21 protein-coding genes are annotated in these 26,501 nt (G+C 74.5%); 6 read left to right on the top strand and 15 right to left on the bottom strand.

Annotated features, from left to right (window positions below; genetic code table 11):
- Positions 1-101: 101 nt before the first annotated feature.
- Positions 102-1,277, top strand: a complete 1,176-nt coding sequence (locus ACFY32_RS13100; RefSeq protein WP_390674197.1) for a right-handed parallel beta-helix repeat-containing protein — start codon at positions 102-104, stop codon at positions 1,275-1,277.
- Here ACFY32_RS13100 and ACFY32_RS13095 read toward each other — a convergent pair.
- The 13 genes from ACFY32_RS13095 to ACFY32_RS13035 form a co-directional block, all read right to left on the bottom strand.
- Positions 1,267-2,577, bottom strand: coding sequence for an MFS transporter (locus ACFY32_RS13095; RefSeq protein ID WP_390674196.1), 1,311 nt, complete (start codon positions 2,575-2,577; stop codon positions 1,267-1,269). The genes ACFY32_RS13100 and ACFY32_RS13095 overlap by 11 nt on opposite strands.
- Before the next feature lie 105 nt (positions 2,578-2,682).
- Positions 2,683-3,540: an ABC transporter permease gene (locus tag ACFY32_RS13090; RefSeq protein ID WP_390674195.1), complete on the bottom strand. Its 858-nt coding sequence runs from the start codon at positions 3,538-3,540 to the stop codon at positions 2,683-2,685.
- Between the two features lie 11 nt (positions 3,541-3,551).
- On the bottom strand, positions 3,552-4,448 hold the full coding sequence (locus tag ACFY32_RS13085) for an ABC transporter ATP-binding protein (RefSeq protein ID WP_390674194.1): 897 nt from the start codon (positions 4,446-4,448) through the stop codon (positions 3,552-3,554).
- Positions 4,445-4,801, bottom strand: a complete 357-nt coding sequence (locus tag ACFY32_RS13080; protein ID WP_390674193.1) for a transcriptional regulator — start codon at positions 4,799-4,801, stop codon at positions 4,445-4,447. The genes ACFY32_RS13085 and ACFY32_RS13080 overlap by 4 nt, the downstream gene beginning before the upstream one ends.
- Entirely contained in the window at positions 4,798-5,274 is a 477-nt protein-coding gene (locus ACFY32_RS13075) for a hypothetical protein (RefSeq protein ID WP_390674260.1), read from the bottom strand. Before ACFY32_RS13075 ends, ACFY32_RS13080 begins: the two co-directional genes overlap by 4 nt.
- A gap of 56 nt (positions 5,275-5,330) precedes the next feature.
- Positions 5,331-6,521: an FAD-dependent monooxygenase gene (locus ACFY32_RS13070; protein WP_390674192.1), complete on the bottom strand. Its 1,191-nt coding sequence runs from the start codon at positions 6,519-6,521 to the stop codon at positions 5,331-5,333.
- Positions 6,518-7,915, bottom strand: a complete 1,398-nt coding sequence (locus ACFY32_RS13065) for an MFS transporter (RefSeq protein ID WP_390674191.1) — start codon at positions 7,913-7,915, stop codon at positions 6,518-6,520. Before ACFY32_RS13065 ends, ACFY32_RS13070 begins: the two co-directional genes overlap by 4 nt.
- A 66-nt stretch (positions 7,916-7,981) precedes the next feature.
- Complete coding sequence (locus tag ACFY32_RS13060; protein WP_390674190.1) at positions 7,982-10,543, bottom strand: FtsX-like permease family protein; 2,562 nt, start codon at positions 10,541-10,543, stop codon at positions 7,982-7,984.
- Complete coding sequence (locus ACFY32_RS13055; protein WP_390674189.1) at positions 10,540-11,373, bottom strand: ABC transporter ATP-binding protein; 834 nt, start codon at positions 11,371-11,373, stop codon at positions 10,540-10,542. Before ACFY32_RS13055 ends, ACFY32_RS13060 begins: the two co-directional genes overlap by 4 nt.
- A 118-nt stretch (positions 11,374-11,491) precedes the next feature.
- Positions 11,492-12,166, bottom strand: a complete 675-nt coding sequence (locus ACFY32_RS13050; RefSeq protein WP_390674188.1) for a response regulator — start codon at positions 12,164-12,166, stop codon at positions 11,492-11,494.
- A complete protein-coding gene (locus ACFY32_RS13045; RefSeq protein WP_390674187.1) occupies positions 12,163-13,389 on the bottom strand; it encodes a sensor histidine kinase in 1,227 nt (408 codons plus the stop codon). Before ACFY32_RS13045 ends, ACFY32_RS13050 begins: the two co-directional genes overlap by 4 nt.
- A 105-nt stretch (positions 13,390-13,494) precedes the next feature.
- On the bottom strand, positions 13,495-14,727 hold the full coding sequence (locus ACFY32_RS13040; RefSeq protein WP_390674186.1) for an MFS transporter: 1,233 nt from the start codon (positions 14,725-14,727) through the stop codon (positions 13,495-13,497).
- A 5-nt stretch (positions 14,728-14,732) separates the two neighbouring features.
- Positions 14,733-16,076: a peptide ligase PGM1-related protein gene (locus tag ACFY32_RS13035; RefSeq protein ID WP_390674185.1), complete on the bottom strand. Its 1,344-nt coding sequence runs from the start codon at positions 16,074-16,076 to the stop codon at positions 14,733-14,735.
- A gap of 253 nt (positions 16,077-16,329) precedes the next feature.
- Here ACFY32_RS13035 and ACFY32_RS13030 point away from each other — a divergent pair, with 253 nt between their 5' ends.
- The 5 genes from ACFY32_RS13030 (at position 16,330) to ACFY32_RS13010 (ending at position 24,027) form a co-directional block, all read left to right on the top strand.
- Positions 16,330-17,535, top strand: coding sequence for an NADP-dependent malic enzyme (locus ACFY32_RS13030; RefSeq protein WP_390674184.1), 1,206 nt, complete (start codon positions 16,330-16,332; stop codon positions 17,533-17,535).
- A gap of 59 nt (positions 17,536-17,594) precedes the next feature.
- Complete coding sequence (locus tag ACFY32_RS13025; RefSeq protein ID WP_390674183.1) at positions 17,595-18,767, top strand: 3-deoxy-7-phosphoheptulonate synthase; 1,173 nt, start codon at positions 17,595-17,597, stop codon at positions 18,765-18,767.
- A 38-nt stretch (positions 18,768-18,805) separates the two neighbouring features.
- The gene (locus ACFY32_RS13020) at positions 18,806-19,474 is read left to right on the top strand and encodes an isochorismatase family protein (protein ID WP_390674182.1); all 669 of its coding nucleotides are present in this window, start codon (positions 18,806-18,808) and stop codon (positions 19,472-19,474) included.
- Positions 19,471-21,342: an anthranilate synthase family protein gene (locus ACFY32_RS13015; RefSeq protein ID WP_390674181.1), complete on the top strand. Its 1,872-nt coding sequence runs from the start codon at positions 19,471-19,473 to the stop codon at positions 21,340-21,342. The genes ACFY32_RS13020 and ACFY32_RS13015 overlap by 4 nt, the downstream gene beginning before the upstream one ends.
- 177 nt (positions 21,343-21,519) lie before the next feature.
- The gene (locus tag ACFY32_RS13010) at positions 21,520-24,027 is read left to right on the top strand and encodes a LuxR C-terminal-related transcriptional regulator (RefSeq protein WP_390674180.1); all 2,508 of its coding nucleotides are present in this window, start codon (positions 21,520-21,522) and stop codon (positions 24,025-24,027) included.
- A gap of 37 nt (positions 24,028-24,064) precedes the next feature.
- On the opposite strand, the gene ACFY32_RS13005 is transcribed toward ACFY32_RS13010, so the two are convergent.
- Positions 24,065-25,000: a LysR family transcriptional regulator gene (locus ACFY32_RS13005; protein WP_390674179.1), complete on the bottom strand. Its 936-nt coding sequence runs from the start codon at positions 24,998-25,000 to the stop codon at positions 24,065-24,067.
- Positions 25,001-25,067: 67 nt separating this feature from the next.
- Positions 25,068-26,432, bottom strand: a complete 1,365-nt coding sequence (locus tag ACFY32_RS13000) for a DEAD/DEAH box helicase (RefSeq protein WP_390674178.1) — start codon at positions 26,430-26,432, stop codon at positions 25,068-25,070.
- Positions 26,433-26,501: the final 69 nt, after the last annotated feature.

The raw sequence follows: 26,501 nt of genomic DNA, 5'->3' as shown, positions 1-26,501 counted from the left end.
CAGATACCCGGTTATTGACGTGCTCACGGCAGGGCTCCTAGGGTCCCATGGGAAAGCGCTTTCTCCAGTTCTTCCCCCACACACTCCCCCCTGGAGACACGATGCGAACAAGGCCCATCCTGGCGTGCGTCGGACTGCTGAGCGGCGCGCTCGTCGGACTGTCCGGCACCACCGCGCAGGGCGCGTCCGCCGCGACCGTGCTGTACGTCGCGCCGAACGGCACCGACAGCGCGTCCGGGACGCAGTCCAGCCCCACGACCCTCACCTCGGCGATCTCCCGGATCGCTCCCGGCGGGACCATCTACGTGCGCGGCGGCACCTACCGCTACGCGCAGACCGTCACCCTCCCCACGGGCTCCGGCGGCACCTCCGGCGACCGCACCGAGCTGTCCGCCTACCCGGGCGAGACTCCCGTGCTCGACTTCTCGGCGCAGTCGGAGAGTTCCTCGAACCGCGGGCTCGCGGTGAACGGATCGTACTGGCACGTCAAGGGGCTCGTCGTCGAGCGCGCCGGGGACAACGGCATCTTCGTCGGCGGCAGCAACAACGTCATCGAACGCACGGTGACCCGCTACAACCGCGACACCGGGCTGCAGCTCTCCCGGACCACCTCCGACACCCCCCGCGCCCAGTGGCCGTCCAACAACCTGATCCTCAGCGCGGAGTCGCACGACAACGCCGACTCCGACGGTGAGGACGCCGACGGCTTCGCCGCCAAGCTCACCGTCGGCTCCGGCAACGTCTTCCGCTACGCCGTGTCCCACAACAACATCGACGACGGCTGGGACCTCTACACCAAGACCGACACCGGCCCCATCGGCCCGGTCACCATCGAGGACTCCCTCGCCTACGAGAACGGCACCCTGTCCGACGGCACCCAGAACTCCAGCGGGGACCGCAACGGCTACAAGCTCGGCGGCGAGGACATCAAGGTCAACCATGTCGTCCGCCGCAGCATCGCCTACGACAACGGCAAGCACGGGTTCACCTACAACCGGAACCCGGGCACCATGACGATCTCCGGCAACGTCAGCATCGACAACGCCCAGCGCAACTTCTCCTTCGACTCCGGTACGTCGGTGTTCCGGGACAACGTCTCGTGCCGCCGCGACGACGGGTCGAACGACAAGACGGTGGGCAACGTGGACGGCTCCAACCAGTTCTGGACCGGCACCAACGGCTCCCGCTGCTCCGCCTACACCGGTGCCCTCGGCTGGTCCTTCGCCTCGGACGGCCGCCTGGTGGTGACCTTCGGCGGCAACCGGGTCACGCCGTAACCCGGCGCGGGGCCGGCTCCCGGCAGGCCGGGAGGGTGCGCCCCAGGCGGGCCAGGGGTGACAGGGCCATCACCGCCGGGGACAGCAGCATGCCCCCGGCCGTGATCAGCAGGCTGGTGCGCGGCCCCCACTGCTGGGCGAGGAATCCGCCGAGCAGGGAGCCGAGCGGGGTCAGCCCCATGCCGACGAAGGTGATCGTCGCGGCCGCGCGGCCCTGCATCCCGTCCGGGGTGGCGGCCTGCCGGACGGCCATGACCGTGACGTTCACCAACTGCCCGCCGGCCCCGAACACGAAGCTCACCGCCACGAGCACGGCGACGGTCGCCGCGGAGGGGCCGTGCAGGGCGGGCACGCACAGGAAGACGCCGTCGCCGAGGACGGCGGCGGTCACCAGGACCGGGCCGTGCCCGAACCGGCCGGGCAGCCGGGCGGCCAGCAGCGCGCCGGCCAGCGCGCCCGGTCCCACCGCCGCGAGAACCAGCCCGACGACCGTGCCGGACAGGTGAAGTTCCCGTGGCAGGAACAGCAGATGGGCGGTCATCGTCGCCGCGACGGAGAGCTGGAAGGCGGCCGAGGCCAGGCACACCGCGCGCAGCACGGGGTCACCGGCGACGAAGCGCAGGCCCTCGTGGATGCGCCGCCACACCCGAGGGGGCCGTGCCGAGCGTTCCGGGAGTGTCTCGCGGCGGCGGATGCGCCGGATCGACAGGAACGACAGCGCGAAGAGCACGGCGCCGACGGTCATCGCGGCCGGCGCCGGCAGCAGGGAGACCAGCGCGCCGCCGAGCGCGGGGCCGCCGATCTGTGCCGCGGACCGGCTGCCCTCCAGGGCGCTGTTGCACCGCACCAGGTCCTCGCGGCGCACCAGCCGTACGGCGGACGCCTGGTAGGCCACGTCGAAGAACACCGACAGGGCCCCGACGGCGAAGGCCAGCACGAACAGACCGGGCATGCCCAGGTGGCCGAAGAGACAGGCCACGGCGGCGGCACCCAGCGCCACGGCCCGGCCGGCGTCCGTGAGCACCATCGTCGTACGGGTCCGCCACCGGTCCACCCACGCCCCGGCGAACAGGGAGAGCAGCAGGATCGGCGCCTGTCCCACCGCGCGGAGCACACCCGTCCGACCGGCGGTGGCGTGCAGTGTCAGGACGGCGAGGAGGGGCAGCACCACCAGGCTCGCCTGCTCGCCGAGCTGGGAGACGGTCTGCCCGGTCCAGAGCCGGCGGAAGTCGGGGTCGCGCCACAGACCCGGCGCGGCGGGGCGACCGGCATCGGACCCGGCGGAGGAAGCGGACGGCACGGAAACCCCTGTTCCTCTCGGATCGCTCACCGGACCCGCACGCTATCCCCCGGCCACCGACGGTGAAAGCGATTAAACGGCGTCCGCTCCCCCGCCGCCGGGCCGTCAACTCCGCGCGGGCATCGCCCCGTCCGCCGCCGCCCGGCGCTGGCGGGCGGTCAGGCGGGAACCGGACTCGCGGCGGGCGGCGCGGCGCAGCAGGGGCACCGCGAGCAGGAAGCCGGCGACGGCCCAGGCGGTGAGGACCGCGGCGACCAGGGGCAGTTCCCAGGAGCCGGCCGGCTCGGCGGCGCGGGCGCCGTCCGGCAGCAGCGCCGAACGCAGGCCCTGGGCCGTCCACTTGAGCGGGAAGAACGAGGACACCTGCTGGACCGGACCCGGCAGCGAGGTGATCGGGAACATCACGCCGGACGTGATCAGCAGGCCCATCGTGGGCAGCATGATCAGCGCCAGGGCCTCGCGCGGGTTGGGCAGCACGGCGCCGATGGCCGCGCCCAGCGGGACGACGGCGAGGAGTCCGAGGGCGGTGACCCACAGCAGGGTCAGCCAGTCGGCCGGCCCGTGCGGCAGCGGCCCGTCCACCAGCAGCGCACCGGCCGCCAGGAGCAGGACCAGGGTGCCGGCCGCGGTGGCGACGATCAGCAGGCACTTGGCGATGAGGTAGGCCGGTATCCCGCCGGGGGTCGCGCGCAGCCGCAGCAGGGCGCCCTCCTCCCGCTCGGTCACCAGCATCTGCGGGAGGTTGACCAAGCCGATCTGGAACAGCAGATAGGCGGCGAAGCCCGCGAGCACCAGGTGGGCCATCGGGGTCCGGGTGCCGGGTACCTCGTCGCCGATGTAGCCGGCGATCACCAGGGCGATGACCACGTTGGAGAGATGGCCGCTCAGTTCCTTGGGGTTGTGCAGGAGATGCCCCAGCTCGATGAGGCCGCGCCGGACGCCGGCCCGCCGGTAGCCCGTCATGTGTGGTCCCTTCATACGACCGGTGCCTCCGCGTCCGCGTCCTCGTCCCGCCGGTGCAGCATGTGCAGGTAGGTGTCCTCCAGGGTCGGGCGGCGGACCTCCAGGCCGGCGATCGGGCCGGTGGCGTCCCGGTGCAGTTCCCACACCAGTCGGGAGGGGTCATCGGTGCGTCGGCGGCGGGGTGTGCCGTCGTCGGCGGTCCAGCGGACCTCGGCCCGCGCGGCGGCCCGCCGGGCCAGTTCGGCGGGGGTGCCGTGGGCCCGGATGCGTCCGCCGACCAGGATCGCGATGCGGTCCGCGAGCCGCTCGGCCTCCCCCAGGTCGTGCGTGGTGAGCAGGACGGTGACGCCTTCGTCCTCGGCCAGGCGTTCGATCAGGAGGTGGAACTCGTGCCGGGCCTCGGGGTCGAAGCCGGTGGTCGGCTCGTCCAGGAAGAGCAGCTCGGGGCGGCCGACGATGCCGAGCGCGACGTCCAGCTTCCGGCGCTGGCCGCCGGAGAGCCGGTCCACCTGCCGGCCGGCCTGGTCGGTGAGTCCGACCAGGGCCAGCAGTTCGGCCGGGTCGCGGGCGTCGGCGTAGTACGCGGCGAAGTGCGTCAGGAGTTCGGCGACCCGCCAGCGGCGGTGGTCGCGCCAGGACTGCAGGACCAGGCCGATGCGGGCGCGCCAGGCGTCGCCGCCCCGCTCCGGGTCCGTGCCGAGGACGCGGACGTCGCCGGCGGAGCGGCGCCGGAAGCCCTCCAGGATCTCGACGGTGGTGGTCTTGCCGGCGCCGTTGGGCCCGAGCAGGGCGAGGACCTCGCCGCGGTGCAGGTCCAGGTCGACGCCGTGCAGGACGTCGATGTCGCCGTACGACATGGTCAGGCCGCGGGCCCGGACCACGGGCTCGGCCGGGGGTCGCGCCGTCATCGGGCCGCCGCCCCGGGCCGCGCCTGGGGCGGCTGCGCCGGGTCGGTCGGTGCCGGGGTGCCCGCGCCCTCGACGATCGCCCGGAGCGCCGCCACATGTCCCTCGAAGGCGTCGCGGCCGCGGTCCGTCAGCCGTACCCGGGTACGCCGCTTGCGGCCGCCGCCCTCCTTGTGGATCTCCACGTACGCGGCCTCCTCCAGGGTGTGCAGTTGCTTGGAGAGCGCGGAGTCGCTGAGCGAGAGGCTGTCGCGGACGAACGCGAACTCCGCCCACTCGGTGGCGGCGAGCAGGGCGACCACCGACAGGCGGGTGGCGGGGTGGATCAGCTCGTCGAAGCCGGTGGGGATGCTCATCGGCCCGCCTCCGCCCGGGTGCGCAGCGAGCCGGTCGCCCAGCGGTTCGCCGGTAGGAGGAACAGCACGAACACGGCCGCCGACACGGTCGCCCGGATCAGGCTGCCGGGCACCGGGTCCAAGGGCTCGACCAGACGGCCGGTCAGCAGGACCGTGCCGCCCGTCACCAGCGCCCCCGCGAAGAACGTGACGGACGACCGCCAGTCGTAGCGGGAACGGTGCAGCCGCATCCGGCGTCGGCGGTTGCCGAGCACGGCCAGCCAGGCCAGCAGCGCGACATAGCCGGCGGTGGCCGTCACCACGCCCCAGCGGGGCGGTTCCAGGCCGAGCCCGGCCAGGAAGACCCACATGACCGCCGCCGTCGCCCAGGTGGCGCCGGGGCCGCCGGGACCGGAGCGCTCCACCTCGTCGTACACCCGCTCCTGCGGCACGCGGATGCGCTGCAGGTCCTGCCACGCCTGCTCGGCGTCCATCGGTGCGCTCACGGCCACCGCCCTCCCCGGTCAGCTTCACTTTCCCACCAGGAAAGTTACTCTTGGCTTTCCCGGTGGGCAAGCAGCCTGTCCGCGACGAGCCGGCGCAGCCTGTCGTCGCGCTGTTCAAGGGCCTGGGCGGTGGTCGGGAAGAGGGTGGCGCCGCCCCGGCCGGCCAGGTCCTGGGTGCCGGTCACCGACTCCCGCAGGGCGTGTTCGTAGGCGGCGAAGGCCGTGGTGTGGTCCCGGCCGCCGGCCAGGGCGGCGGCGAGCCGGTGCGCGCCGGCGAGCGCGAGGCTGGTGCCCTGTCCGGTGAGGAACGAGGGCGCGTACGCGGCGTCGCCCACCAGCGCGACCCGGCCGCTGGACCAGCGGGGCAGCCGGATCTGGCCGGCCCGGTCGAAGAACAGGTCGTCCGCGTCGCGCAGGGCGGCCAGCATGCCCGGGACCTGCCAACCGGCGTCGGCGAACGCCGAGGCGACCAGGGCCCGTCGGGCCTCGGGGTCCCGGAGCGCGGCCATCGGAGGTTCGGGACGGGCGAAGGTGAGGAACGCGTGCACGTCCTCGCCGTCCCCCACGGCGTAGAGCGCCGCGGCCCGGCCGGGGGTGTTCCACATCACGGTCTCGTGGGAGAGCCCGAGGGTGTTGCGCATGGTGAACACGGCGAAGCAGTACCCGAGGTAGCGGTGGAACCTCTCCTCGGGCCCGAACAGCCTCTCCCGGGTGCGCGAGTGCGTGCCGTCCGCGCCGATCACCAGGTCGTACGTGCGCTGCGCGCCCCCGTGGAAGGTGACGTCGACGCCGTGGCCGGACCGGTCGAGGGCGGCGATGGAGTCGCCGAACACGAACTCCACGTCGTCGCGGACCGCCGTGTGCAGCGCGTCGGTCAGGTCCCCGCGCCGCACCTCCAGGTCCTGGCCCGGGACACCGCCGGTGACGGCGTGCGGGTGGAGGGAGGCCACCTCGGCGCCGTCCCGGTCCAGGAAGGTCAGCCGGCGCAGGTCGACGTGCGCCTCCCGCAGCGCGGGCAGCAGGCCCATCTCCCGGACGACGTCCAGCGCGGCGCCCCGGACGTCGACGGGGTAACCGCCGCCGCGCACGGCGGCCGACTTCTCCACCACCGTGACGGCGTGGCCGTGGCGGTTCAGCCAGTAGGCGAGGGCGGTGCCCGCGATCCCGGCCCCGGAGACCAGGACCTCGCGCCTCGGCGTGCTGCGGGGGCGGGTGAGCTGTTCGGTGCGGGTCATTCCTTGACTCCTTTGCCGAGGGTGCGGACGACGAGCAGGGCCGGCACCGTGACGGCGCCGGCGACGAGGAAGCCGGTGACGAAGGCCGGTTCGGCCGGGACGTCCGATCCGGCGGGGGTCCATGCGGTGAGGAGCGCGCCGCCGAGCTGCGCGCCCACGGCGTAGCCGAGCACGCGGGTCACCAGGACCAGGCTGGTGGCGATGCCGGTGTCGTGCCGGTCGACGGAGGTGGCGATGCCGGTCACCAGGGCCGTCACGCACAGGCCGTTGGCGAGGGCGATCAGTGCCTTGCCGACGACGAGGTGCCAGATTTCGCTGTGGACGGCCGACAGGGCGAGCAGGGCGGCGGCCGTCAGGAGGACGCCGGCGGCGACCACGGCCCGGGAACCGAAGCGCCGCGCACCCGTACCGCCGGCCGGTCCGGCCAGGGTCGCGGCCACGGCGCCGGGCAGCAGGTAGAAGCCGATCGCGGTGGCTCCGGCGCCGAAACCGTAGGTGTCGCCGGAGACCGCGAGGAGTTGCGGGACCAGGTAGACGGCCATCGAGGTGCCGAGGCAGATCACGAACGTCAGCACGCACGACTTCCACATCACCGGCCGTGCCAGCATGCGCAGGTCGACCATCGGCGAGGCCGCCCGGCGTTCCACGGCCGCCCATCCGGTCGCGAAGGCGGCGAGCAGGGCGACGAGGGCGCCGAGCAGCAGGGGTTGCGAGGCGATGTCGGGGGCCAGTGCGAGGACGAGCATCAGCGTGACCAGCGTCGCGCTGAGGAGCAGCAGGCCGGGCAGGTCGACCCGGCCCGCGTCCGGCCGGGGCGGCGGGTCGCGCGGCATCAGCCGGTCGACGAGGACGGTGGCGCCGATCACCGCCAGGGTGGGCAGCGCGAACATCCAGTGCCGGGAGAGGTGCTCCGCCACCGGCCCGGCGGCCAGCGTGCCGGCCATCCCTCCGCCGACGAACAGCCCGCTGACCACCCCGATGGCCACCTTCGACTCTCCCGGGGGGAGGTGGGTGCGCACGAGGATGAACGACAGGGGCAGCGCGCCCACCATCGCCCCTTGCAGGATCTGGCCGAGCAGCAGCACGGGCAGGTTCGGCGCCAGGGCGGAGACCAGGCCGCCGGCCGAGACCACCGCCATCAGCCGGATCATGACGCGCTTCCCGCCGTGGCGGTCGCCGAGCTTGCCCGCGATCGGGGTGACGAGCGCGCCGGTGATCAGCAGCACGATGCTGAGCAGCGCGCCCTCGGCCGGACTCAGATCCAGTTCGCGTTGCAGGAGGGGGAGGGTCGGTGTCACCACCGACTCCAGGGCGCCGGTGGCGACCGCCAGCAGGCCGAGGGCCCGGACGGCGGGCTTCCCGAGGCGCGCGGGGGGAGCCAGGGTCGTGGTCATGACGTCCTTTCAGCGGGTGGGAAAGGGGAGCCGGCGGGAGGCCGGCTCCCGGGCGGTGTACGGGGGTTACGACCGGCGGCGCAGCGCCGCGCGGGCCGGCATTGTGACCGCGAGCAGGGCCAGGGCGGCGGCGGTTGCCGCGAAGGCGCCGTACAGCAGCGGGGGCACGTACGGCCCCTCGCCGGTGAGGCCGCGCATCATCGGGATCAGCGTGGCGGCGGCGATCGCGGAGCCGAGGACCAGGCCCACGACGGCGACCAGCAGCGCCTCCCACCGGAGCATGGCCAGCACCTGGCGGCGGGTGGCGCCGACCAGGCACAGCGCGCCCAGTTCGCGGCGGCGGTCGAGGACCGTCATCACCAGGGTGTTGACTGCGGCGACGGCCGCGAAGCCGCCCAGGACCGCGGCCATGGTGTGGTTGGACCAGGCGCCGATCTTCGCGTCGAGGTTCCGTTCGGTGGCGTAGCCGGCGGCGTCGGTGACCCGGCCCAGCGCGGTGAGCGAGGTCCGCGAGCCGCCCCGTACCAGCAGGGTGCTGTCGAAGGGTGAGGTGACGTGTCCGGCCAGGGACGCCCGGTCCATGGTCACCGGGGCCAGGCCGATGCCCCGGCCGTAGACGGCGACGACCTCGGGGCGGGCCCCGGTGCCGTCGGGAAGGTACAGCGGGAGCCGGTCGCCGACGCCGGCGCCCGCCGAGGCCGCCAGGGTCCTGTCGATGGCGATACGGTCCCTGCCGAGCCGCTGGAGGCTGCCTTCGCGTACGTCCAGGTCCTGCACCCTCGCCAGGTGCGCGGCGGAGCCGGTGACGGCCTGGACCGCCGCCCCGTCCAGGGACGCGAACTCGCCGGAGCCGGTCGGGACCAGCACCTCGGTGGTCAGCAGGCCGACGGCCGCCGTCACGCCCGGGGCGCGGGCGGCGCGGGCCACCGCGTCGGGCGGGAGCCCGGCCGGGTCGGTGACCACGTGGTCCGCGGTGAGGCCCGCCCGCAGTTGCTCGTCGGCGACGCGGGCCTCGCTCGTCTGCATGAAGACGAGGGTCGAGGCGAACGCCATGGCCAGCGCGATCGGGGTGATCGCGGAGGCGAGACGGCGGGCGTTGGCACGGGAGTTGGCGGCGGCCAGCCCGGCGGCCGGGCCCGCGCCGCGCAGCGGGAGGCCGAACAGGCCCGCGCACAGCTTCGCCGCCAGCGGGCCGAGCAGCGCGACGGCGAGCATGAAGAGCATGACGACACCGAGAGCGGCGCCCGCCGCGTCGTCTCCCGTCGAGGAGGCGGACACACCGGTGAGGAACCCGCCGCCGACGAGGGCGGCGACGCCCAGACCGGTACGGATCACCCCGGGCCGCAGCTTCTCCACCGAGGCGTCGGTCAGCGCCTGTCCCGGCTTGGTCCTCGCGGGGCGGCGCCCGGCCGTCCAGCCCGCGACGAGCGCGGTGAGCAGGCCGACGCCCACGGCGGCGAGCAGGGGAAGGACGGAGACGTGCATCCGCACCGCCTCCGGGATCGCGCCGCGCTCCCGCAACTCCCCGAACCACCAGTGCGCGAGCCCGATGCCGGGCAGGCAGCCGGCGATCCCGGCGAGCGGGGCGACCAGCAGTGCCTCCCCGGCGACCGCTCGGCGGATCTGCCGGGGAGTGGCGCCGACGGCCCGCAGCAGCGCGAACTCGCGGGCCCGCTGGGCCACCGACAGGGCCACGGTCCCGGCTGCGGTGAATATCGCGACGAGGGTGGCGATGCCGCCGAACGAGCCGCCGATCCCGGTCAGCGTCTCCTGGGCGTGGCCGAGGCCGGGCTCCTCGACGGCGCCCCGGTCGCCGCCGAGGCGCACCCGGGCGTCCGAACCGGCCAGCGCCTCGCGCACCGAGCCGGCCAGGTCGCCCGGGTCGGTGCCGGGCCGCGCCAGCACCACGATGGCGTCCACCTTGCCGGGGTGGCCGGCGAGCGTGGCGGCCTGGGCGTCGGCGAACCAGACGAGGGCCCCGGCGGCACCGGTGTCCCGTACCGGCTCCCCCGCCCCGGCCCCGGCAGCACCGGCGTTCCGTACCGTGTCCCCCGCCCCCGCCTCGGCGACCCCGGCGACGCGGAAGTCCCGGCGTCCGGCGGCGGTCCGCAGTGCGACCGTGTCGCCGACGGCGGCCTTCGCGGCGCGAGCGGTACCCGCGTCGAGCACGACCTCGCCCGCGCGGGGCGCGGAACCGCCGGTCAGCGAGGTGCCGGTGAAGACGTGCGAGCCCCAGCCGTGCCCGGTCAGCACACCACCGGGGGCGAGCGGTCCGGGGTCCGCGCGCACCGGGAAGGTGACGTCCGGGACGGCCTCGGCCGCGCCCGGCGCTCGGGCGGCCCGCGCGGCCAGCCCGGTGTCCAGGCGTGCCGTGTCCGGCAGCGGGACGTGTTCCTCCTCGCGGTCCTCGCCACTGCCGGTGACCAGGGGCACGTACGGGGCCGCCGCCGCGACGACGGGTGCCTTCGCGTACCGCTGCGGCGGCACCGACGCGCGCAGGCCGGTCTCCAGCAGGATGCCGCAGGCCGAGACGATCAGCGCGGACATCAGCAGCACCAGGAAGGTCCCGGCGAAGGAGGCGGGTGCGAAGCGGACGGCCTCGCGGGCCAGTCCGTCGGGGCGCCTCATGCCACCGCCCCCGCCATCGCGTCCGCGCCGGAGGTACGGGCGGTGAGCGCCGCCATCCGCGCCGCGATCCGGTCCGCCGGCCCGCCCTCCAGGCCGCCGGCGAGGGCGCCGTCGGCGAGGAACAGCACGCGGTCGGCCCAGGCGGCGGCGACCGGGTCGTGGGTGACCATGACGACGGTGGCGCCGAGGGTGTCCACCGCGTGCCGGAGCAGGCCGAGGACCTCGGCGGCGGTGCCGGTGTCGAGGGCGCCGGTGGGTTCGTCGGCGAACACCACGTCCGGGCGGGTGATCAGCGCGCGGGCGACGGCCACGCGCTGCTGCTGGCCGCCGGACAGCTCGGCGGGCCGGCGGCGGGCCTGGCCGGCGAGCCCGACCCGGGCGAGCGCCTCTGCCGCTCGGCGGTGGTCCCGGCGCTGTCCGGCCAGCCGCATGGGCAGCAGGACGTTCTGCTCCACGGTGAGCGACGGCAGCAGGTTGAACGCCTGGAAGACGAAGCCGACGCGGCCGCGGCGCAGTTCGGTCAGCTCGTTCTCGCTCATGCCGGTGATCTCCGTACCGCCCAGGCGCACCGAGCCCGCGGTCGGCCGGTCGAGTCCGGCGGCGCACTGCAGGAAGGTGGACTTGCCGGAGCCCGAGGGACCCATGACGGCGGTGAACGTGCCGCTCGGGAGGGTCAGGTCGACACCGGCCAGGGCGTGCACCGAGCCCGCGCCGCGACCGTACTGCCGCCGGACACCGCGCAGTTCGACGGCGGCACCGGGGGTGGCGGCGGGCGCCTCCCGTACCTGGTCCGCCTGCTGTCGCCGGGTGCTGCGTAGCCGTAGCCTCATGTTCCGCCCTTTCGCGATCTCCTCGTGACGGGGAGGAGTGTGCGAGGGCGGCCGTGTACCGGGCGTCATACCCGGGAGCCAAGTCGGAGGTGCTACCCCGGTAGGGGGTGGCGGGGCCCTACTCCCCCGGGGTCACCAGCCCCGACTCGTACGCGAAGACCACCGCCTGGGCGCGGTCGCGCAGGTCGAGCTTGGTGAGGACGCGGCTCACGTGCGTCTTCACCGTCTGCTCGGCCAGCACCAGCGTCTGGGCGATCTCGGTGTTGGACCGGCCGCGGGCCACCAGGGTGAGGACCTCGGTCTCGCGCTGGGTGAGGGCCTTGAGGCGGAGCGCGGGCTTGCCCCGGGCGGCGGGGCGCTGCCGGGCGAAGTCCGCGATCAGGCGGCGGGTCACGGAGGGGGCGAGCAGCGCGTCGCCGGAGGCCACGACCCGTACCGCCGCGATCAGGTCGGCCGGCGGCGCGTCCTTCAGCAGGAAGCCGCTGGCGCCCGCGCGCAGCGCCTCGTAGACGTAGTCGTCGACGTCGAAGGTGGTGAGCATCAGCACGCGCGGCCGGTGCGTCACCCCCGGCGGGGGCGCGAGGATGCGGCGTGCGGCCTCCAGGCCGTCCATCTCGGGCATCCGGACGTCCATCAGTACGACGTCGGGGTGGACCCGCCGGCTCAGCTCGACGCCCTGGGCGCCGTCGGGGGCCTCGCCCACCACGTCGATGTCGCTCTGGGCGGCCAGCAGCGCGGCGAAGCCCGCCCGCACCATGGCCTGGTCGTCGACGATGATGACGCGCGTCGTCACGTGAGGTCCTTTCCGGTCAGGGGGAGTTGTGCGGCGATCCGGAAGCCGCCGTCCGGCAGGGGGCCGGCGTCGAGGGTGCCGTCGGCGAGCCGCACCCGCTCGCGCATGCCGACGAGGCCGTGCCCGGTGCCGGTCGACTCCAGCGGCGCGGTGGGCGGCTCGGGCGGCGGCCCGTTGACGACGAGGACGGTGAGCCGCGACCCGTCCCGCGCGGCCGTCACCGACACCCGGGCCGGGGCGCCCGGCGCGTGCCGTACGACGTTGGCGAGGGCCTCCTGGACGATGCGGTACGCGGAGAGGCCCACCGCCTCGGGCACGTCGGCGTCGCAGGGGGTGAACTCCACCGGCACGCCCGCCCGCACCGTCGCCTCCACCAGTTGCCCGATCCGCGACAGGCCCGGCTGGGGCGCCAGTTCGCCGTGCGCGTCCTCGTTGCGCAGGACGCCGAGGAGCCGGCGCATCTCGCCGAGCGACTCGCGGGCGGCCGCCGCGATGGACGTGAACTCCTCCCGTGCCTCGGGCGTCAGCCGGTCGAGGCGGTAGGCGGCGGTGTCCGCCTGCACCGTGATGACGGACATGTGGTGCGCCACCACGTCGTGCAGCTCACGGGCGATACGGGCGCGTTCCTCCAGGAGGGTCCGCCGGCCGCGCTCGGCCTCGCTGATCGTCTTCTGCTCGGCCAGTCTGCGCTGTGCCTCGTGCCGCTCGCGCAGCGCGCCGGTGAGCAGCAGGGTGACGCCGCCGAGGATGGTCAGCAGGGCGGTCATGCCGTTGGCGCCGTGCGGGGCGACGGTCATCAGGCCGGCGTTGACGGCCGCCGTCGCCAGCCACACCAGGATCAGCGTCCGGCCACGCTCGCGCAGGCCGAGGGCGACGCAGAGGCCGATGTATCCGACGATCTGCATGGGCGGGAACGGCCACAGCAGCCGTGCCTCGAAGTCGGCGGTGAGCAGCACGAGCGCCCCGGCCACGTCCGCGACGAAGATCACGTACCAGGCGCGCAGCGGGCGGACGACCGCGAACAGCAGCGGTGCCGCCTGCGGGATGGCCAGCGCGCTCGCGACACCGGCGTTCAGCCCGTAGTCGGCGCTGAGCACCTTGATGGTGGTGGGCAGCAGGGCGGAGCACAGCACGAACGCCAGGCCCCATGGCAGCAGCCGCACCCACCACCGCGACGCCCCCGACAGCGGCGCGCCCGGGGGCTTCCCCTCCACCGAGATCATGCCCCTCAGCCTAAGCGCGCCGCGGGGCCGGGACGGCGGGCGCCGGCCGGCCCGGGGACGAACCGCCCGGCCACCCCGCGCGGGGGCGGCCGGGCGACGGGCGGGTCAGGTGCACTGGTCGGCGTCGGCGAAGGTGGGCGGATCGGCGGTGGTGAGCGGCTTGGGGCCGCGTTCGGCGAAGGCGCTGACGGCGGTGATGACCAGGGTGACGGCGACGCCGCCGAGGATCGCCACCGAGGGGGTCGCCAGGTCCAGGGCCACCGCGGAGAGGGACGCGGTGGCGCTGTAGCCCACGCCCTGGACGGCGTACATCACCGAGTACGCGGCGGCGTGGGCGTGTTCGGGCAGGCGTTCCCGGAGGCTGAGGTTGCGGGTGACCATGACGCCGGACTGGAAGACACCCGCGAGGAGCAGCGCCGCGGCGATGCCCCCGAGACCCGGCAGCAGGGTGATCAGGCAGACGCAGGCGGCGGTGACGACGAGCAGGACCAGGCTCTGCACCCGGACCGAGCCGGGCCAGGTCCGCAGGCCGTAGCAGAGCGCGCCGGCCGCGCTGGCCAGGGCGAACCCGGCCAGCAGCGGGCCCGACCAGCCGACGGTGATGTGCCGGTCCTCCAGGAGCGCGGGCAGGACGAGTTCGGCGGTGGCCAGCATCGCCATGGCCGCCGCGCTGGTGAGGTAGACGGGCCAGCCGGACAGCAGGGTCCGGGTCATCGGCGCGGCGGTGCGCCCGGCGGGGCCGGTGGGTTCGGACACCCGCGGTTCCGGCAGGCGGAGCAGCAGGAGGGAGGCGGTGGCCGCGAGCAGCGCGCCCAGCAGCAGCGGGGCGCCGGGGTGGACCTGGAGGGCCAGCAGGACGACCAGGCCGGGTGCCGCGGCCCAGACGCACTGGGTGAGGGTGGCCTCGGCGCTCAGCGCCCGGGGCACCAGGTCGTCGCCCACCAGCCTGGTCAGCGAGGCCCGCAGGCCGCCGGGACAGGCGGCCGGGGCCCCGCCGGCCAGGAAGGCGAGGGCCAGCAGGACGGGCGCCGGGGCGGAGTGCGCGAACGGCAGGGCGCCGAAGGCCAGCGCGCCCGCCAGCAGCCCGGCGGACAGCTCCCGGCGCATCCGGCCCCGGCTCAGCCGGGTCCCGAGCAGGGGGGCGCCGACCACCTCACCGAGGACGTAGGCGGAGGCCAGGCTCGCGCCCAGGGTGTAGCCCCCCGGGCCCTCCCGGCTGAGGAAGACCAGGGCCAGCGGGGCCATGGCGACCGGGGCCTTGCTGGCCAGGGAGATCAGTGCCCACAGCAGGAGTTCACGGGTCATCAGCTCCCGGTAGCGGGGTCGTGCGGAGGTCAACGCGATCAGCCCTTCGCGCACAGCGGGGTGAGCACGTCGGCGACGGCCTGCTCGAGTTCCCGTGCCTGCTCGGCGTCCCGGGCCACCACGCAGTACTCGCCGAAGCCGCCCGACGGGCTGTTGTCGTCGACGGTGATCAGCACGCCGGTACGGGCGGCCGGGTCGTAGGCCAGGCCGCGGCCGGCCAGGGCCTCGACGGCGGTGGCGAACGGCGGGAAGGTGCAGCGGCGCAGCTCGACCAGGACGCGCTCCTCGAAGTAGTCGTCGCCGACGACGCGTTCGCCGATCCGGTGGATGTGGGTGGAGCCGCCGGTACGGCAGTTGAACTCGTTGATGAGGATGTTCCGGTCGGGCGTGACGATCGCGTCGATGCTGACGATGCCGCGGTAGCCCATCGCGTGGATCGGCCGGCACAGCTTGCGTACCGCGTCCAGGAAGCCGGGGAAGGCGGGCAGTTCGGCCGACGGGGCGGGCACGATGAGGCCGTTGAGGACGGGCTTCATCCGCATCTCGCCGTGCCCGGTGAACTCCACGCCGTGTTCCTCGACGCGGACCTCGGCGTAGATGGGGGCGGACTCCGGTACGTACTGCTCGATCACCACCCGGTTGCGTCCGCCGTCGGTGAGCCAGGGCCAGCGTTCGCTCAGATACGTGTCGAGGTCGGCGCGGCTCGCGGTCACCACCGCGCGCTGGGCGCCGAGCGGGTCGACACCGGGGACGGGGCTGACGATCTCGTTGCCGAAGCCGGCGACGTGGAAGTCCTGCTTGAGGATGGCGGGCTGGCCCTGGGACAGCAGCCGTTCCCACAGGTACGCCCCGGCTTCCTCGCGGGAGGAGAACACCCCGCCGGGCGGGACTGGCGCGCCGGTGCCGCCGGCCAGGGCGCGGAAGGTGGCCTTGCTGTTCAGCAGCCGGCCGCCGCCCTGGTCGAGGAAGCCGAAGCCGCCGGTCGCCTTGTCCAGGCCGAGCGTACGGGTCAGTTCGGCGACGGAGCTGTCGAAGTGGAAGGGCAGGACCCGGTCGACGCCGTGGGTCTGCACGGCCTCCCGCAGCGTGGCGAGGAACCCCTCGTCGGTGAGCCGGTCCTGGGACAGCACGCCCTCGCCCAGGCGGCCGGGCGGCGGCACCAGCACCTTCACCGAGTCCCGGGCGATGCCCAGGGCGGCGGTGACATAGCGCAGGAATTCCTCGCTCACGGCGATGGGCAGGACCAGGACGTCACCGTCCCGCAGGCACCAGGCCATGCGCTGGGCCTGATTCCCCACGTACAGCCGGTATTCCGGGTCCAGCAGTTCGAGGTCACCCACCATTTCCTCGGTGCGCTGATTACTGATGATGAGTGTCGGCATTCGGCGCTCGCTTTCTGTGCGGCTTCTCGGCGGCTCTCGTCGTATTCGAAGGTGTGCCGGAAAGTTGTGTCGGAAGAGGCACTCGAAGGTGCCTTGGAAGGGTGTTTGACCATTGTGTTTCCTCCTCGTACCGGAGGCCACTACCCAGGTGGGTAGTTCGGTCCGGGCACGCGGATTACCCGGTCGAGTAGTGCGCCCGAACATCACGTTCGACTAGCGTCCTGGTGACCTGCCCAAGAGAAGGGGTTTCACCATGACCGCAGTCGGGGTGAACAACCCGGTGACGGACGCCGAGGTGTTCGCTGCTCATGAAGGCGGAAAACTGAGCGTGGGAGTCACCACCGCGTTCCACGATTCCCGGGCGCTGTCCATCGCGTACACCCCGGGCGTGGCCTCGGTCAGCAAGGCGATAGCGCGGGACCCGGAGCTCGCGGAGCGGTACACCTGGGCCGGCCGGCTGGTCGCCGTGGTCACCGACGGCACCGCGGTGCTCGGTCTCGGCGACGTCGGACCGGCCGCGGCCCTGCCCGTGATGGAGGGCAAGGCCGCGCTGCTCAAGCAGTTCGGCGGACTGGACGCGATCCCGCTGGTGCTGGACACCACGGACGTGGACGAGATCGTCGACACATTGGTGCGGCTGCGCCCGTCGTTCGGCGCGGTGAGTCTGGAGGACGTCGCCGCGCCCCGCTGTTTCGAACTGGAGGAACGGCTGGTCCGGACGCTGGACTGTCCGGTGATGCACGACGACCAGCACGGCACGGCCATCGCGGTGCTGGCGGCGCTGCGCGGCGCGAGCACGGTGGTCGGCCGCCCTCTGACCCGGCAGCGGGTCGTCGTCTCCGGGGCCGGCGCGGCCGGTGTGGCCTGCGCCCGGATCCTGCTGGCGGCGGGCCTCACCGACGTCACCGTGCTCGACTCGCGGGGCATCCTCGCCCCGGACCGTGCCGGTATGAACCCGGCGAAGGCCGCGCTGGCCGGACGGACCAATCCGCGCGGGCTGCGCGGCGGGCTCGCCGAGGCGCTGCGGGACGCCGACGTGTTCGTCGGGGTGTCCAGCGCGACGGTGCCGGAGGAACTGATCGCCGCGATGGCCCCGGACGCGATCGTCCTCGCGCTCTCCAATCCCGTACCGGAGATCCACCCCCGGACCGCCGCGCGGTACGCCGCGGTGGTGGGCACCGGGGGCAGCGACTTCCCCAACCAGGTCATCAACACCCTGGCCTCGCCGGGAATCTACCGCGGTGCGCTGGACGCGGGCGCCCGGCGGATCACCGACGGCATGAAGCTCGCCGCCGCCGAGGCGATCGCCGAGGTCGCCGCCGCCGACCTGGCCGCGGACCGGATCGTGCCGCACTCGCTGGACCCGAGGGTGATGCCCGCGGTCGCCTCCGCCGTGGCCCGGACGGCCCTGGAGGACGGCGCGCTCGACGGCGCCGGGGACTGTCCCGGCCGCGCCTGACCGGGCGACCCCGACGACAAGCCCCATCCCCCCACACTTTCGGACGGAGCCGTCACGGCATGGCCGTATCAACGGAATCGCTCGCGTTACTGCCCGCACTGCAACAGCCCGACTGGGACGATCCCGAGGGCGTCGAACACGTACGGAAAAGACTGCGCTCCGCGCCTCCGCTGGTCACCTACGAGGACGTCACGGAGTTGCGCGCCCACCTCGCGGAGGCCGCGGCGGGGACCCTGCAGGTCGTCCAGTGCGGCGACTGCGCGGAGGACTGGGACGAGTGCACCCCGGAGGACATCGCCCGCAAGGCGGGCCTGCTGGACGTCCTCGCGGGCACCATGGCCATGACCGCGCACCGGCCGGTGCTGCGCGTGGGGCGGCTGGCCGGCCAGTTCGCCAAGCCGCGCTCCCGGCCCACCGAGACCGTGGGCGGCGTCGAACTGCCCGTCTACCGCGGCCACATGGTCAACTCCCCGGAGCCCGACGCGGAGCTGCGCCGCCCCGACCCGTCCCGGCTGCTGACCGGATACCTGGCCGCCGGGACCGTCATGGAACTGCTCGGATGGCCCGCCGGACGCGGCCGGGCCCGGCCCGGGGCACCGGTGTGGACCAGCCACGAGGCCCTGCTCCTCGACTACGAACTGCCGCTGGTGCGACGCCAGCCGGACGGCCGGTCGCTGCTCACCTCCACCCACTGGCCGTGGATCGGCGAGCGCACCCGGCAGCTCGACGGCGCCCATGTCGCCCTGCTCTCCTCGGTGGTCAACCCGGTGGCCTGCAAGGTCGGCCCCGGCATGACCCCGGACGAACTGGTGGCGCTGTGCGAACGGCTGGACCCCGGACGCGAGCCGGGGCGGCTCACCCTGATCGCCCGGATGGGCGCCGAGGCCGTGGGCGACCGGCTGCCGCCGCTGGTGAGCGCCGTACGCGCGGCGGGCCATCCCGTGGTGTGGCTGACCGATCCGATGCACGGCAACACCGTGACCGGCCCCGGCGGTCTCAAGACCCGGCTGGTGCGGACCGTCGTGCAGGAGGTCGAGGAGTTCCACACCGCGGTGGCCGTCGCGGGCGGCGTCACGGGCGGGCTGCACCTGGAGACCACCCCGGACGAGGTGACCGAATGCGTGGCCGGCCAGGACGACCTCCAGGACACCGCCACCAAGTACACGAGCCTGTGCGACCCCCGCCTCAACCCGCGCCAGGCGATCGCCGTCGCCTCGGCCTGGCGCGGCTGACCCGGCGGACCGGAAACGGAAGGAACGCGAGAGAACCGATGGCAGGGATTCCCCCCACCGTGCCGTACCCGATGCCCACGCAGGGCGAGCTGCCCCCGAACACCGCCGACTGGGCGGTGGACCCCGGGCGCGCGGTCCTGCTGATCCACGACATGCAGCGCTTCTTCCTGCGGTCGTTCCCGGCGGGCCAGGCCCCCGGTGACGACCTGGTGCGCAACGCGGCACTGCTCCGCGACCGCTGTGCCGCCCTGGGCATACCGGTCGCCTACACCGCCCAGCCCGGCGGGATGACGCCCGAACAGCGCGGTCTGCTCAAGGACTTCTGGGGTCCGGGCATGACTCCCGCCCCCGAGGACCGGGAGGTCGTCCCGGAGCTGGCCCCGGCGGCGGACGACTGGCTGCTGACCAAGTGGCGCTACAGCGCCTTCTTCAGGACCGACCTGCTGGACCGGATGCGCCGGCACCGCCGCGACCAGCTCGTCGTCTGCGGGGTGTACGCCCATGTCGGGGTGCTGATGACCGCCGTGGAGGCGTTCACCCACGACATCCGGACGTTCCTGGTGGCCGACGCGGTCGCCGACTTCTCCGAGGAGTACCACCGGATGGCGCTGGAGTACGCGGCCGGGCGCTGCGCCCAGGTCACCACGGCCAAGTCCCTGCTGTCCGGGCTGGACGCGGCCGGACCGGACGCGGGGAGCCGGCGATGACCGGGGGACTGCTGACCCGGGTGCTGCGGGAACCGCCGCCCGCGTACGCGCTGCTGCACCGCCCCGAACGCGCCGGCGACACCCTGGAGGTGCTGCTCGGCGAGATGTCCGCGGTGGACACGCTCGCGGAGATCCCCCTGCCGGAACCGGCGGCCGGGGCCGGGCACGAGGTGCTGGCGATCGTCCCCTACCGGCAGGTCCGCGAGCGCGGGTTCGCCGCCCCCGACGACGGCGCGCCGCTGCTGACCATGACCGTCGCCGCCCAGGAGCGCCTGCCGCTCGCCGAGGCGCTGCGCCGGCTCCCCGACCGGCCCGTCGCCCTGTCCGGTGAGCGCTTCGAACCGGACGACGAGCGCTACGCCGGCCTGGTGCGCACGGTCATCGACGAGGAGATCGGCCGGGGCGAGGGCGCCAACTTCGTCCTCAGGCGGTCCTTCGTCGCCGACATCACCGGGTACGGCCCGCACAGCGCCCTGTCGTTCTTCAAACGGCTGCTGGAGCGCGAGTCCGGCGCGTACTGGACGTATCTGGTGCACACCGGCGGCCGTACGTTCGTCGGGGCCAGCCCGGAGCGGCACATCAGCCTGGCGGGCGGCACCGCGGTGATGAACCCGATCAGCGGCACGTACCGCTATCCGGCCTCCGGCCCGGCGCTGCCCGGGGTGATGGAGTTCCTCGCCGACCGCAAGGAGTCGGACGAGCTGTACATGGTGGTGGACGAGGAACTGAAGATGATGGCCCGGATCTGCGACCCGGGCGTGCGGGTGGTCGGGCCGTATCTGAAGGAGATGGCCCGGCTGGCGCACACCGAGTACTTCATCGAGGGCCGCACCGGCCGCGATGTGCGCGAGATCCTGCGCGAGACGCTGCTGGCGCCCACGGTGACCGGCAGCCCGCTGGAGAGCGCCACCAAGGTGATATCGCGTTACGAACCGCGGGGGCGGGGCTACTACAGCGGCGTGCTGGCCCTCATCGGCCGGGACGAGCACGGTGGCCGCACGCTCGACTCCACCATCCTCATCCGCACCGCCGACATCGACGCCGCCGGCCGGGTCCGGATCGGGGTGGGCGCCACCCTGGTGCGCCACTCCGACCCCGGCGCGGAGGTCGCCGAGACCCGGGCGAAGGCGGCCGGACTGCTCTCCGCGCTGAAGTCCCGGGGACCGGACCGCTTCGCCGACCATCCGCGGGTGCGCGAGGCGCTGGCCCGGCGCAACGAGACCATCGCCGGGTTCTGGCTGGGAACCGGCGACGGACCGGAGCGCGCGGTGCCGGTGCTGGCCGGGCGCAGGGTGCTGGTGGTCGACGCCGAGGACACCTTCACCTCGATGATCGACCACCAACTGCGGGCGATGGGACCCGAGGTGACCGTGCGGCGCTACGACGAGCCGTACCGCTTCGACGGCTACGACCTGGTCGTCATGGGTCCCGGTCCCGGTGATCCCCGCGACACTGACGATCCGAAGATCGCCCATCTGCGGTCGGCGCTCGGCACGCTGCTGCGGCGGCGGCGTCCGTTCCTGGCCATCTGCCTCAGTCATCAGGTGCTGAGCACCGTGCTGGGTCTGGAGATCGTCCGGCGTCCCGTGCCGAACCAGGGGGTGCAGCAGGAGATCGACCTGTTCGGGCGCCGCGAGCGCGTCGGGTTCTACAACACCTTCGCCGCCCGCGGCGACGAGGACGAGATCGACCGTCCGGGGGTGGGTGCGGTGCGGGCCAGCAGGGACGCGGAGACCGGCGAGATCCACGCGCTGCGCGGGCAGGGCTTCGCCTCCTTGCAGTTCCATCCCGAGTCGGTGCTGACGGAGGACGGGCCGCGTATCGTCGGCGGACTGCTGACGGAGGTGCTGGGCGCCGCCGTGGGCTGACCGCGCGGCCGGCTCCCACTACCCCGGGCACCATAGCGAAACAAGACAATCGGGCGCGATTGTGAGGGCCGTCACCGCATTCGGCCGTCGTATGGGGAAGGTTGATTCTCGGTACGGCGGCTCGGGCGACCCCCGGGCCGGCGGTTCCTGGTCCTGGACGTCGTCACGGGGGTTCACATGCCCGAAGTCAGGCTGCACGGGCGCGACGAGGAGCAGCGGCGCATCGCCGGCCTTCTCGACCTGGCGGAACACGACGTGCCGCGGGTGCTGGTCGTCAGCGGCCAGACCGGCGTCGGCAAGACCAGACTGCTGAGCGAGGCCGCCCGGCACGCGCGCCGGCGCGGGCTGACCGTGCGCCACCCGCGCACGGCGGACCTCAGGGCGCTCATGGCGGCGGGCCCGGGGCACCGACCGCGTTCCTCCGGCGACCGCGAGCTGCTGGTGCTGGACGACGTGGCCGCCCTGACCGCCGGTGAGCTGCGCACTCTGCTGCATACGCTGCGGCAGGACCCCGCGCCGTCGCCGACGCTGTTGCTCGCCCGTGCCGCCACGGCGCAGGTCACGCCCTGCCCGGCCGCCGAGGCCCGGGTGGACCTGCTGGAGCTGTCGCCGCTGACCGGCGGGGCGGTGCACGGCCTGGTCCGTGACCTCATCGGCGTCCCGCCGCGGGCCGGGCTGCTGGACGTGGTGAACTGCGCGCACGGCAACCCCCGGCTGATCGTGGAGCTGGTCGCGGGGCTGGCCGAGGAGGGCCGCATCGGACCCGGGGGCGAGCTGATCCGGCTCACTCCGCGACAGCTTCCGGCGCGGGTGCGGGCCGCGGTCGACGAGCATCTGCGGCAGTTGTCCAAGGAGTCGGTGCAACTGCTGCGGGTGGGCACCATCCTGGGCCGCACCTTCCCGCTGTCGCAGGCCGCGGCCATGCTGGGCACCGGTACCGCCGCGCTGCTGCCCGCTCTCGACGAGACCGTGGCCGCCGGGCTGCTCACCTTCGCCGACGACGGGGTGAGCTTCCAGCAGCCGCTGGTGTGGCGTTCCGTGTACGAGTCGATCCCGGCGACCGTGCGGGCCGCCCTGCACAAGGAGGCGCGGCGCTGCGCGGCCCGGCCCGGCGTGCCCGTCGACGACCTGGCCGAGCTGGGCCTGGCCGAACTCGGGCGCCGGGAGGGCACGCGGGAGCGGGAACGGGACGGGACGGTGGCACCGGGGGGCGCGGGCACGACGGGCGCGATCCGGACACTGCTGCGGACCGGGCACACCGAGTCGGTCGTCCTGCTCGTCCGCAGCGCGCTCAGCCGGCGGCTCCCGGCGGCGGAGAAGCTGGTCCTGCGGTGCCTGATGGCCGACTTCGTGCTGGCGGGCGGGCTCGCGGGCGCGGCGTTCGCGGCGGACCGGACCGGCCCGGCGGCCGGTTCCGGCCCGCTCGCCGACGCCTGGGCCGATGCCGTGATCGACCAGTTGGCGGGGGCCGGGCCGGAGGCCGCGCGGACGGCCGCGGTGGTCCTGTCCGGTCTGGAGTGGGCCGAGGGGCGTACGGCGGAGGCCGTCCGCTGGGGCCGCCGGGCCGTCGACCAGCCCCTGCCGCCCGTACCGCCGGCCGGCGGCGCCTACCCCCGACTGGCGCTGGCGGCCAAGCTCGTCGCGCTGGGGGACCTCGACGCGGCGGAGGAGCTTCTCGGCCAGGTGCCGACCGAGGAGGAGGACCTCGTGTTCGGGCTCGCCGCGGACCTCGTACGGACGGCGGCACATCTGCGGACGGGGGATGCCGACGCCGCCCGGCGGCGGGCGCGGGGCGTGCGGTCGGCCGCGTCGGACGGCGGGCTGCCGGGGCTCGCGGCCTGGGCGTCGGCCGCGCTGTGCCGCGCCGAACTGCTCGCGGGCGACACCGGGTCGGCCGCCGGGCACCTCGCCGACTGCCGGGAGGACCGGGCCGCCCTGGAGGCGTGGCCGCTTCTGGCCCTGCGCTGCCACTGGCTGGACGTACTGCTGCACGGCGCGCGCAACGAGGTCCGCGAGACGGCCGGCCTGCTCGCCGCCGCCCCCGTCCCGCTGCCGTCCTCCCGGCCGCTGCTGCTGGCGGAGCCGGGCGCGGCGGCCTGGTTCGTCCGCTTCTCCCGCCGCGCCGAGGACCCCGCGCTCGCCGATACGGCCCTGAGGACCGTGGAGAAGCTGGCGGCGGACAACCCCGACGCCCCCGCCGTCCAGTTGGCCGCCCTGCACGCCCGCTCGCTGTACGAGTGCGACCCGGACGGCATCGCGCGGGTCGCGGCGGAACACCGGGACGCCTGGACCCGGGCGTGCGCGGCCGAGGACCTGAGGGCCCTGCTGGACGAACGGCGGGTGCCCGCCGACACCGTGCCTCAGCCGCCGCCCCGGCACGGTCGGTGGACCACCCGGGACCACGTGGGCCGGATGACCCTCGTCGACGCCGCGTCCCACCAGCGGCAGCCCGCCGCGCCCCGCACCGCGCAGGCGCTGACGGACATGGAGCACACCATCGCCGGCCTGGTCGCCCGGGGCCTGACCAACCGCCAGGTCGCCCAGCGCGTCCACCTCTCCCCGCACACCGTCAACTACCACCTGCGCCGCATCTACGGAAAACTCAACATCCGCTCCCGGGTTGCCCTGGCCCGCTACATCCACGACCACACCCTCGAACCGGGCGCGGCTCTCAGGGGCCGGTGACACCCGGAACGCGGCGTCCGGGGCGGCGTGGCGGGCTTCACCGGGGCGGGGCCCAGTCCGGTGTCCAGGTCGTCCCGGGGGTCTCATCGGCCGGAGTGGTGGTGAGGTGGGTGCGGAGGGTGGCCAGGGCGGGGTGGGGGTTGTCGTGGTGCCAGAGGAGGGAGTGGGGGTAGACGGGGGTCGGGTCGGTCACCGGGATGCGGCGCAGGCCGTGTCCGGCGGGCCAGACCAGGCGGCTCCGTCCGCCCATGAAGGTGGCCAGGGCGGGGGTGTCGGCGATGGTGTCGAGGAGCGCGTCGGAGCCGAAGTTGGGGCCGGTCGCCTCGATGGTGAGGCCGAACTCGGCGGCCAGGTCGTCGTAGTAGGCGGCCCACTCGGTGCCGGGGACGACACCCGGCATCCAGATCCGGTGCCCGGCCAGTTCGGCGAGGGGCACCGAGCGGGCGCCGGCCAGCGCGTGGCCGGGGCCGGTGAGGAGGTCGAGCGGCTCGTCCAGGACCCGGACGGAGGCGATGTCCTCGGGGAGGGGCCGGCCGGGCGCGGCGACGGCGCGGAAGGACGCGTCGATCGTGCCGGAGCGGATCGCGGTGACGGCCGTGTCGATGTCGAACAGCATCACCACGTCGAGGTCGACCCCGGGGTGCGCGCGGTGGAAGTCGCGCAGCAGTCCCGCCTGGGCGCTGCGGGAGGCGATCACGTCGACGCGCAGCGGACGGCTGCCGGTGCGGACGGAGGCGACCGCGCGGTCGGCGACGCGGAGCAGTTCACGCGCGTGGGGCAGGAACGCCTGCCCGTCGATGGTCAGCCGGGCGCCGCGCGGCGTCCGGGTGAACAGCCGTACGCCGAGGTCCCGTTCGAGCGCGGAGATGCGCTTGGAGACGGCCTGCTGGGTGACGGCCAGTTCGGCGGCGGCCTCCCGGAACTGGCCCGCGTCGACGGCGACGACGAAGGTCCGTACGGTGTCGAGGTCCATGCCGACACCCTAGGGGCCGGGCCGGATGCGCCGCCCCCGAGGGGCGCGTGCGGCGCCGGTCGCTGCCTCAGCGGCCCTTGCGTACCCGTGCCGCCGCCCGCGCCTCCGCGGTCCGGCGGGCCTCGGCGGTCCGGCGGGACTCCTTGGCCGGGCGGCCGGTGCGGGCGCCCAGGCCGCGGAAGGGCGCGTTGCCCCCGCTGTTCCCGCCGCCGGCCGGCGGGCGCTTCGCCCCCGTGATGGCGGTCAGCCGCTGCTCCCCGGAGCGCACATGGGTGACCGTCGGGCGGACCCCGGCGGCGGACGTCACCCGGTTCGCGTCGCGCCGCTGATCGGGGGTGACCAGGGTGACCACCTTGCCGGACTGCCCGGCGCGGGCGGTGCGTCCGCCGCGGTGCAGGTAGTCCTTGGCGTCGGCGGGCGGGTCGACGTTGACCACGAGGTCGAGGTCGTCGATGTGGATGCCGCGGGCCGCGACGTCGGTGGCGACCAGCACGGTGGTCGCGCCCTCCTTGAACCGGGCCAGCGTGTGCGTGCGCTGCGGCTGGGACTTGCCGCTGTGCAGCGCGCCGGCGGAGATCCCCGCGTCCCGCAGGTGCCGGGTGAACCGGTCGACGCCGGCCTTGGTGTCCAGGAACATCAGCACCCGGCCGTCCCGCGCGGCGATCTCGATCGCGGTGGTGTACTTGTCGGCGGGATGCACGACCAGTACGTGGTGCTCCATGGTGGTCACCGCGCTCTCCGCCGGGTCGACGGTGGCGAGGACCGGGTCGTGCAGGTGGTCGCGTACCAACTGGTCGACGTCGCGGTCGAGGGTGGCGGAGAACAGCAGCCGCTGCCCGTCGGGGCGGACCTGGCCGAGGATCTCGGAGACCTGCGGCAGGAAGCCGAGGTCGCACATCCGGTCCGCCTCGTCGAGCACCGTGACGCGTACCTGGTTCAGGTGGCAATCCCGGCGGGAGACCAGGTCGGCCAGTCGTCCGGGGGTCGCGACGACGACCTCCGCGCCCTCGCGCAGCAGCGCCGACTGCCGGTTGACGGACAGGCCGCCGACCACGGTGGCGAGCCGCAGGCCCAGCGTCCGGGCGTACGGTTCCAGCGCGTCGGTGACCTGCTGGGCGAGTTCCCGGGTGGGGACCAGGACCAGGGCCAGCGGACGCTTCGACTCGGCCCGCAGGCCCGCGGTACGGGTGAGCAGGGCCAGCCCGAAGGCCAGCGTCTTGCCCGAGCCGGTCCGGGCGCGGCCCAGGACGTCGCGGCCGGCCAGCGCCGCGGGCAGGGTCGCCGCCTGGATCGGGAAGGGCTCGGTGACGCCGAGGCCGGTCATCGCCGTCACCAGGGCCGCGGGGAGTCCGAGCGCGTCGAAGGTGACGGCCGTCGGCCACTGCTCGTCGGCTGCGGGGGAGGTGGTGGTGGGCGGCGTCTTCGCGTCCATGGGCAGACCTTCCTGAGGGGGCGCCCGGAACGCGCCGGGGTCCGTGCCTGCTGGCACGGACCCCGGCGG

The sequence above is a fragment of the Streptomyces sp. NPDC000134 genome (genome assembly GCF_042899225.1).
In the GTDB taxonomy this organism is placed as follows: domain Bacteria; phylum Actinomycetota; class Actinomycetes; order Streptomycetales; family Streptomycetaceae; genus Streptomyces.
Note: the sequence above shows the minus strand (reverse complement) of the source record. Positions and strands in the feature narration are given on the sequence as shown.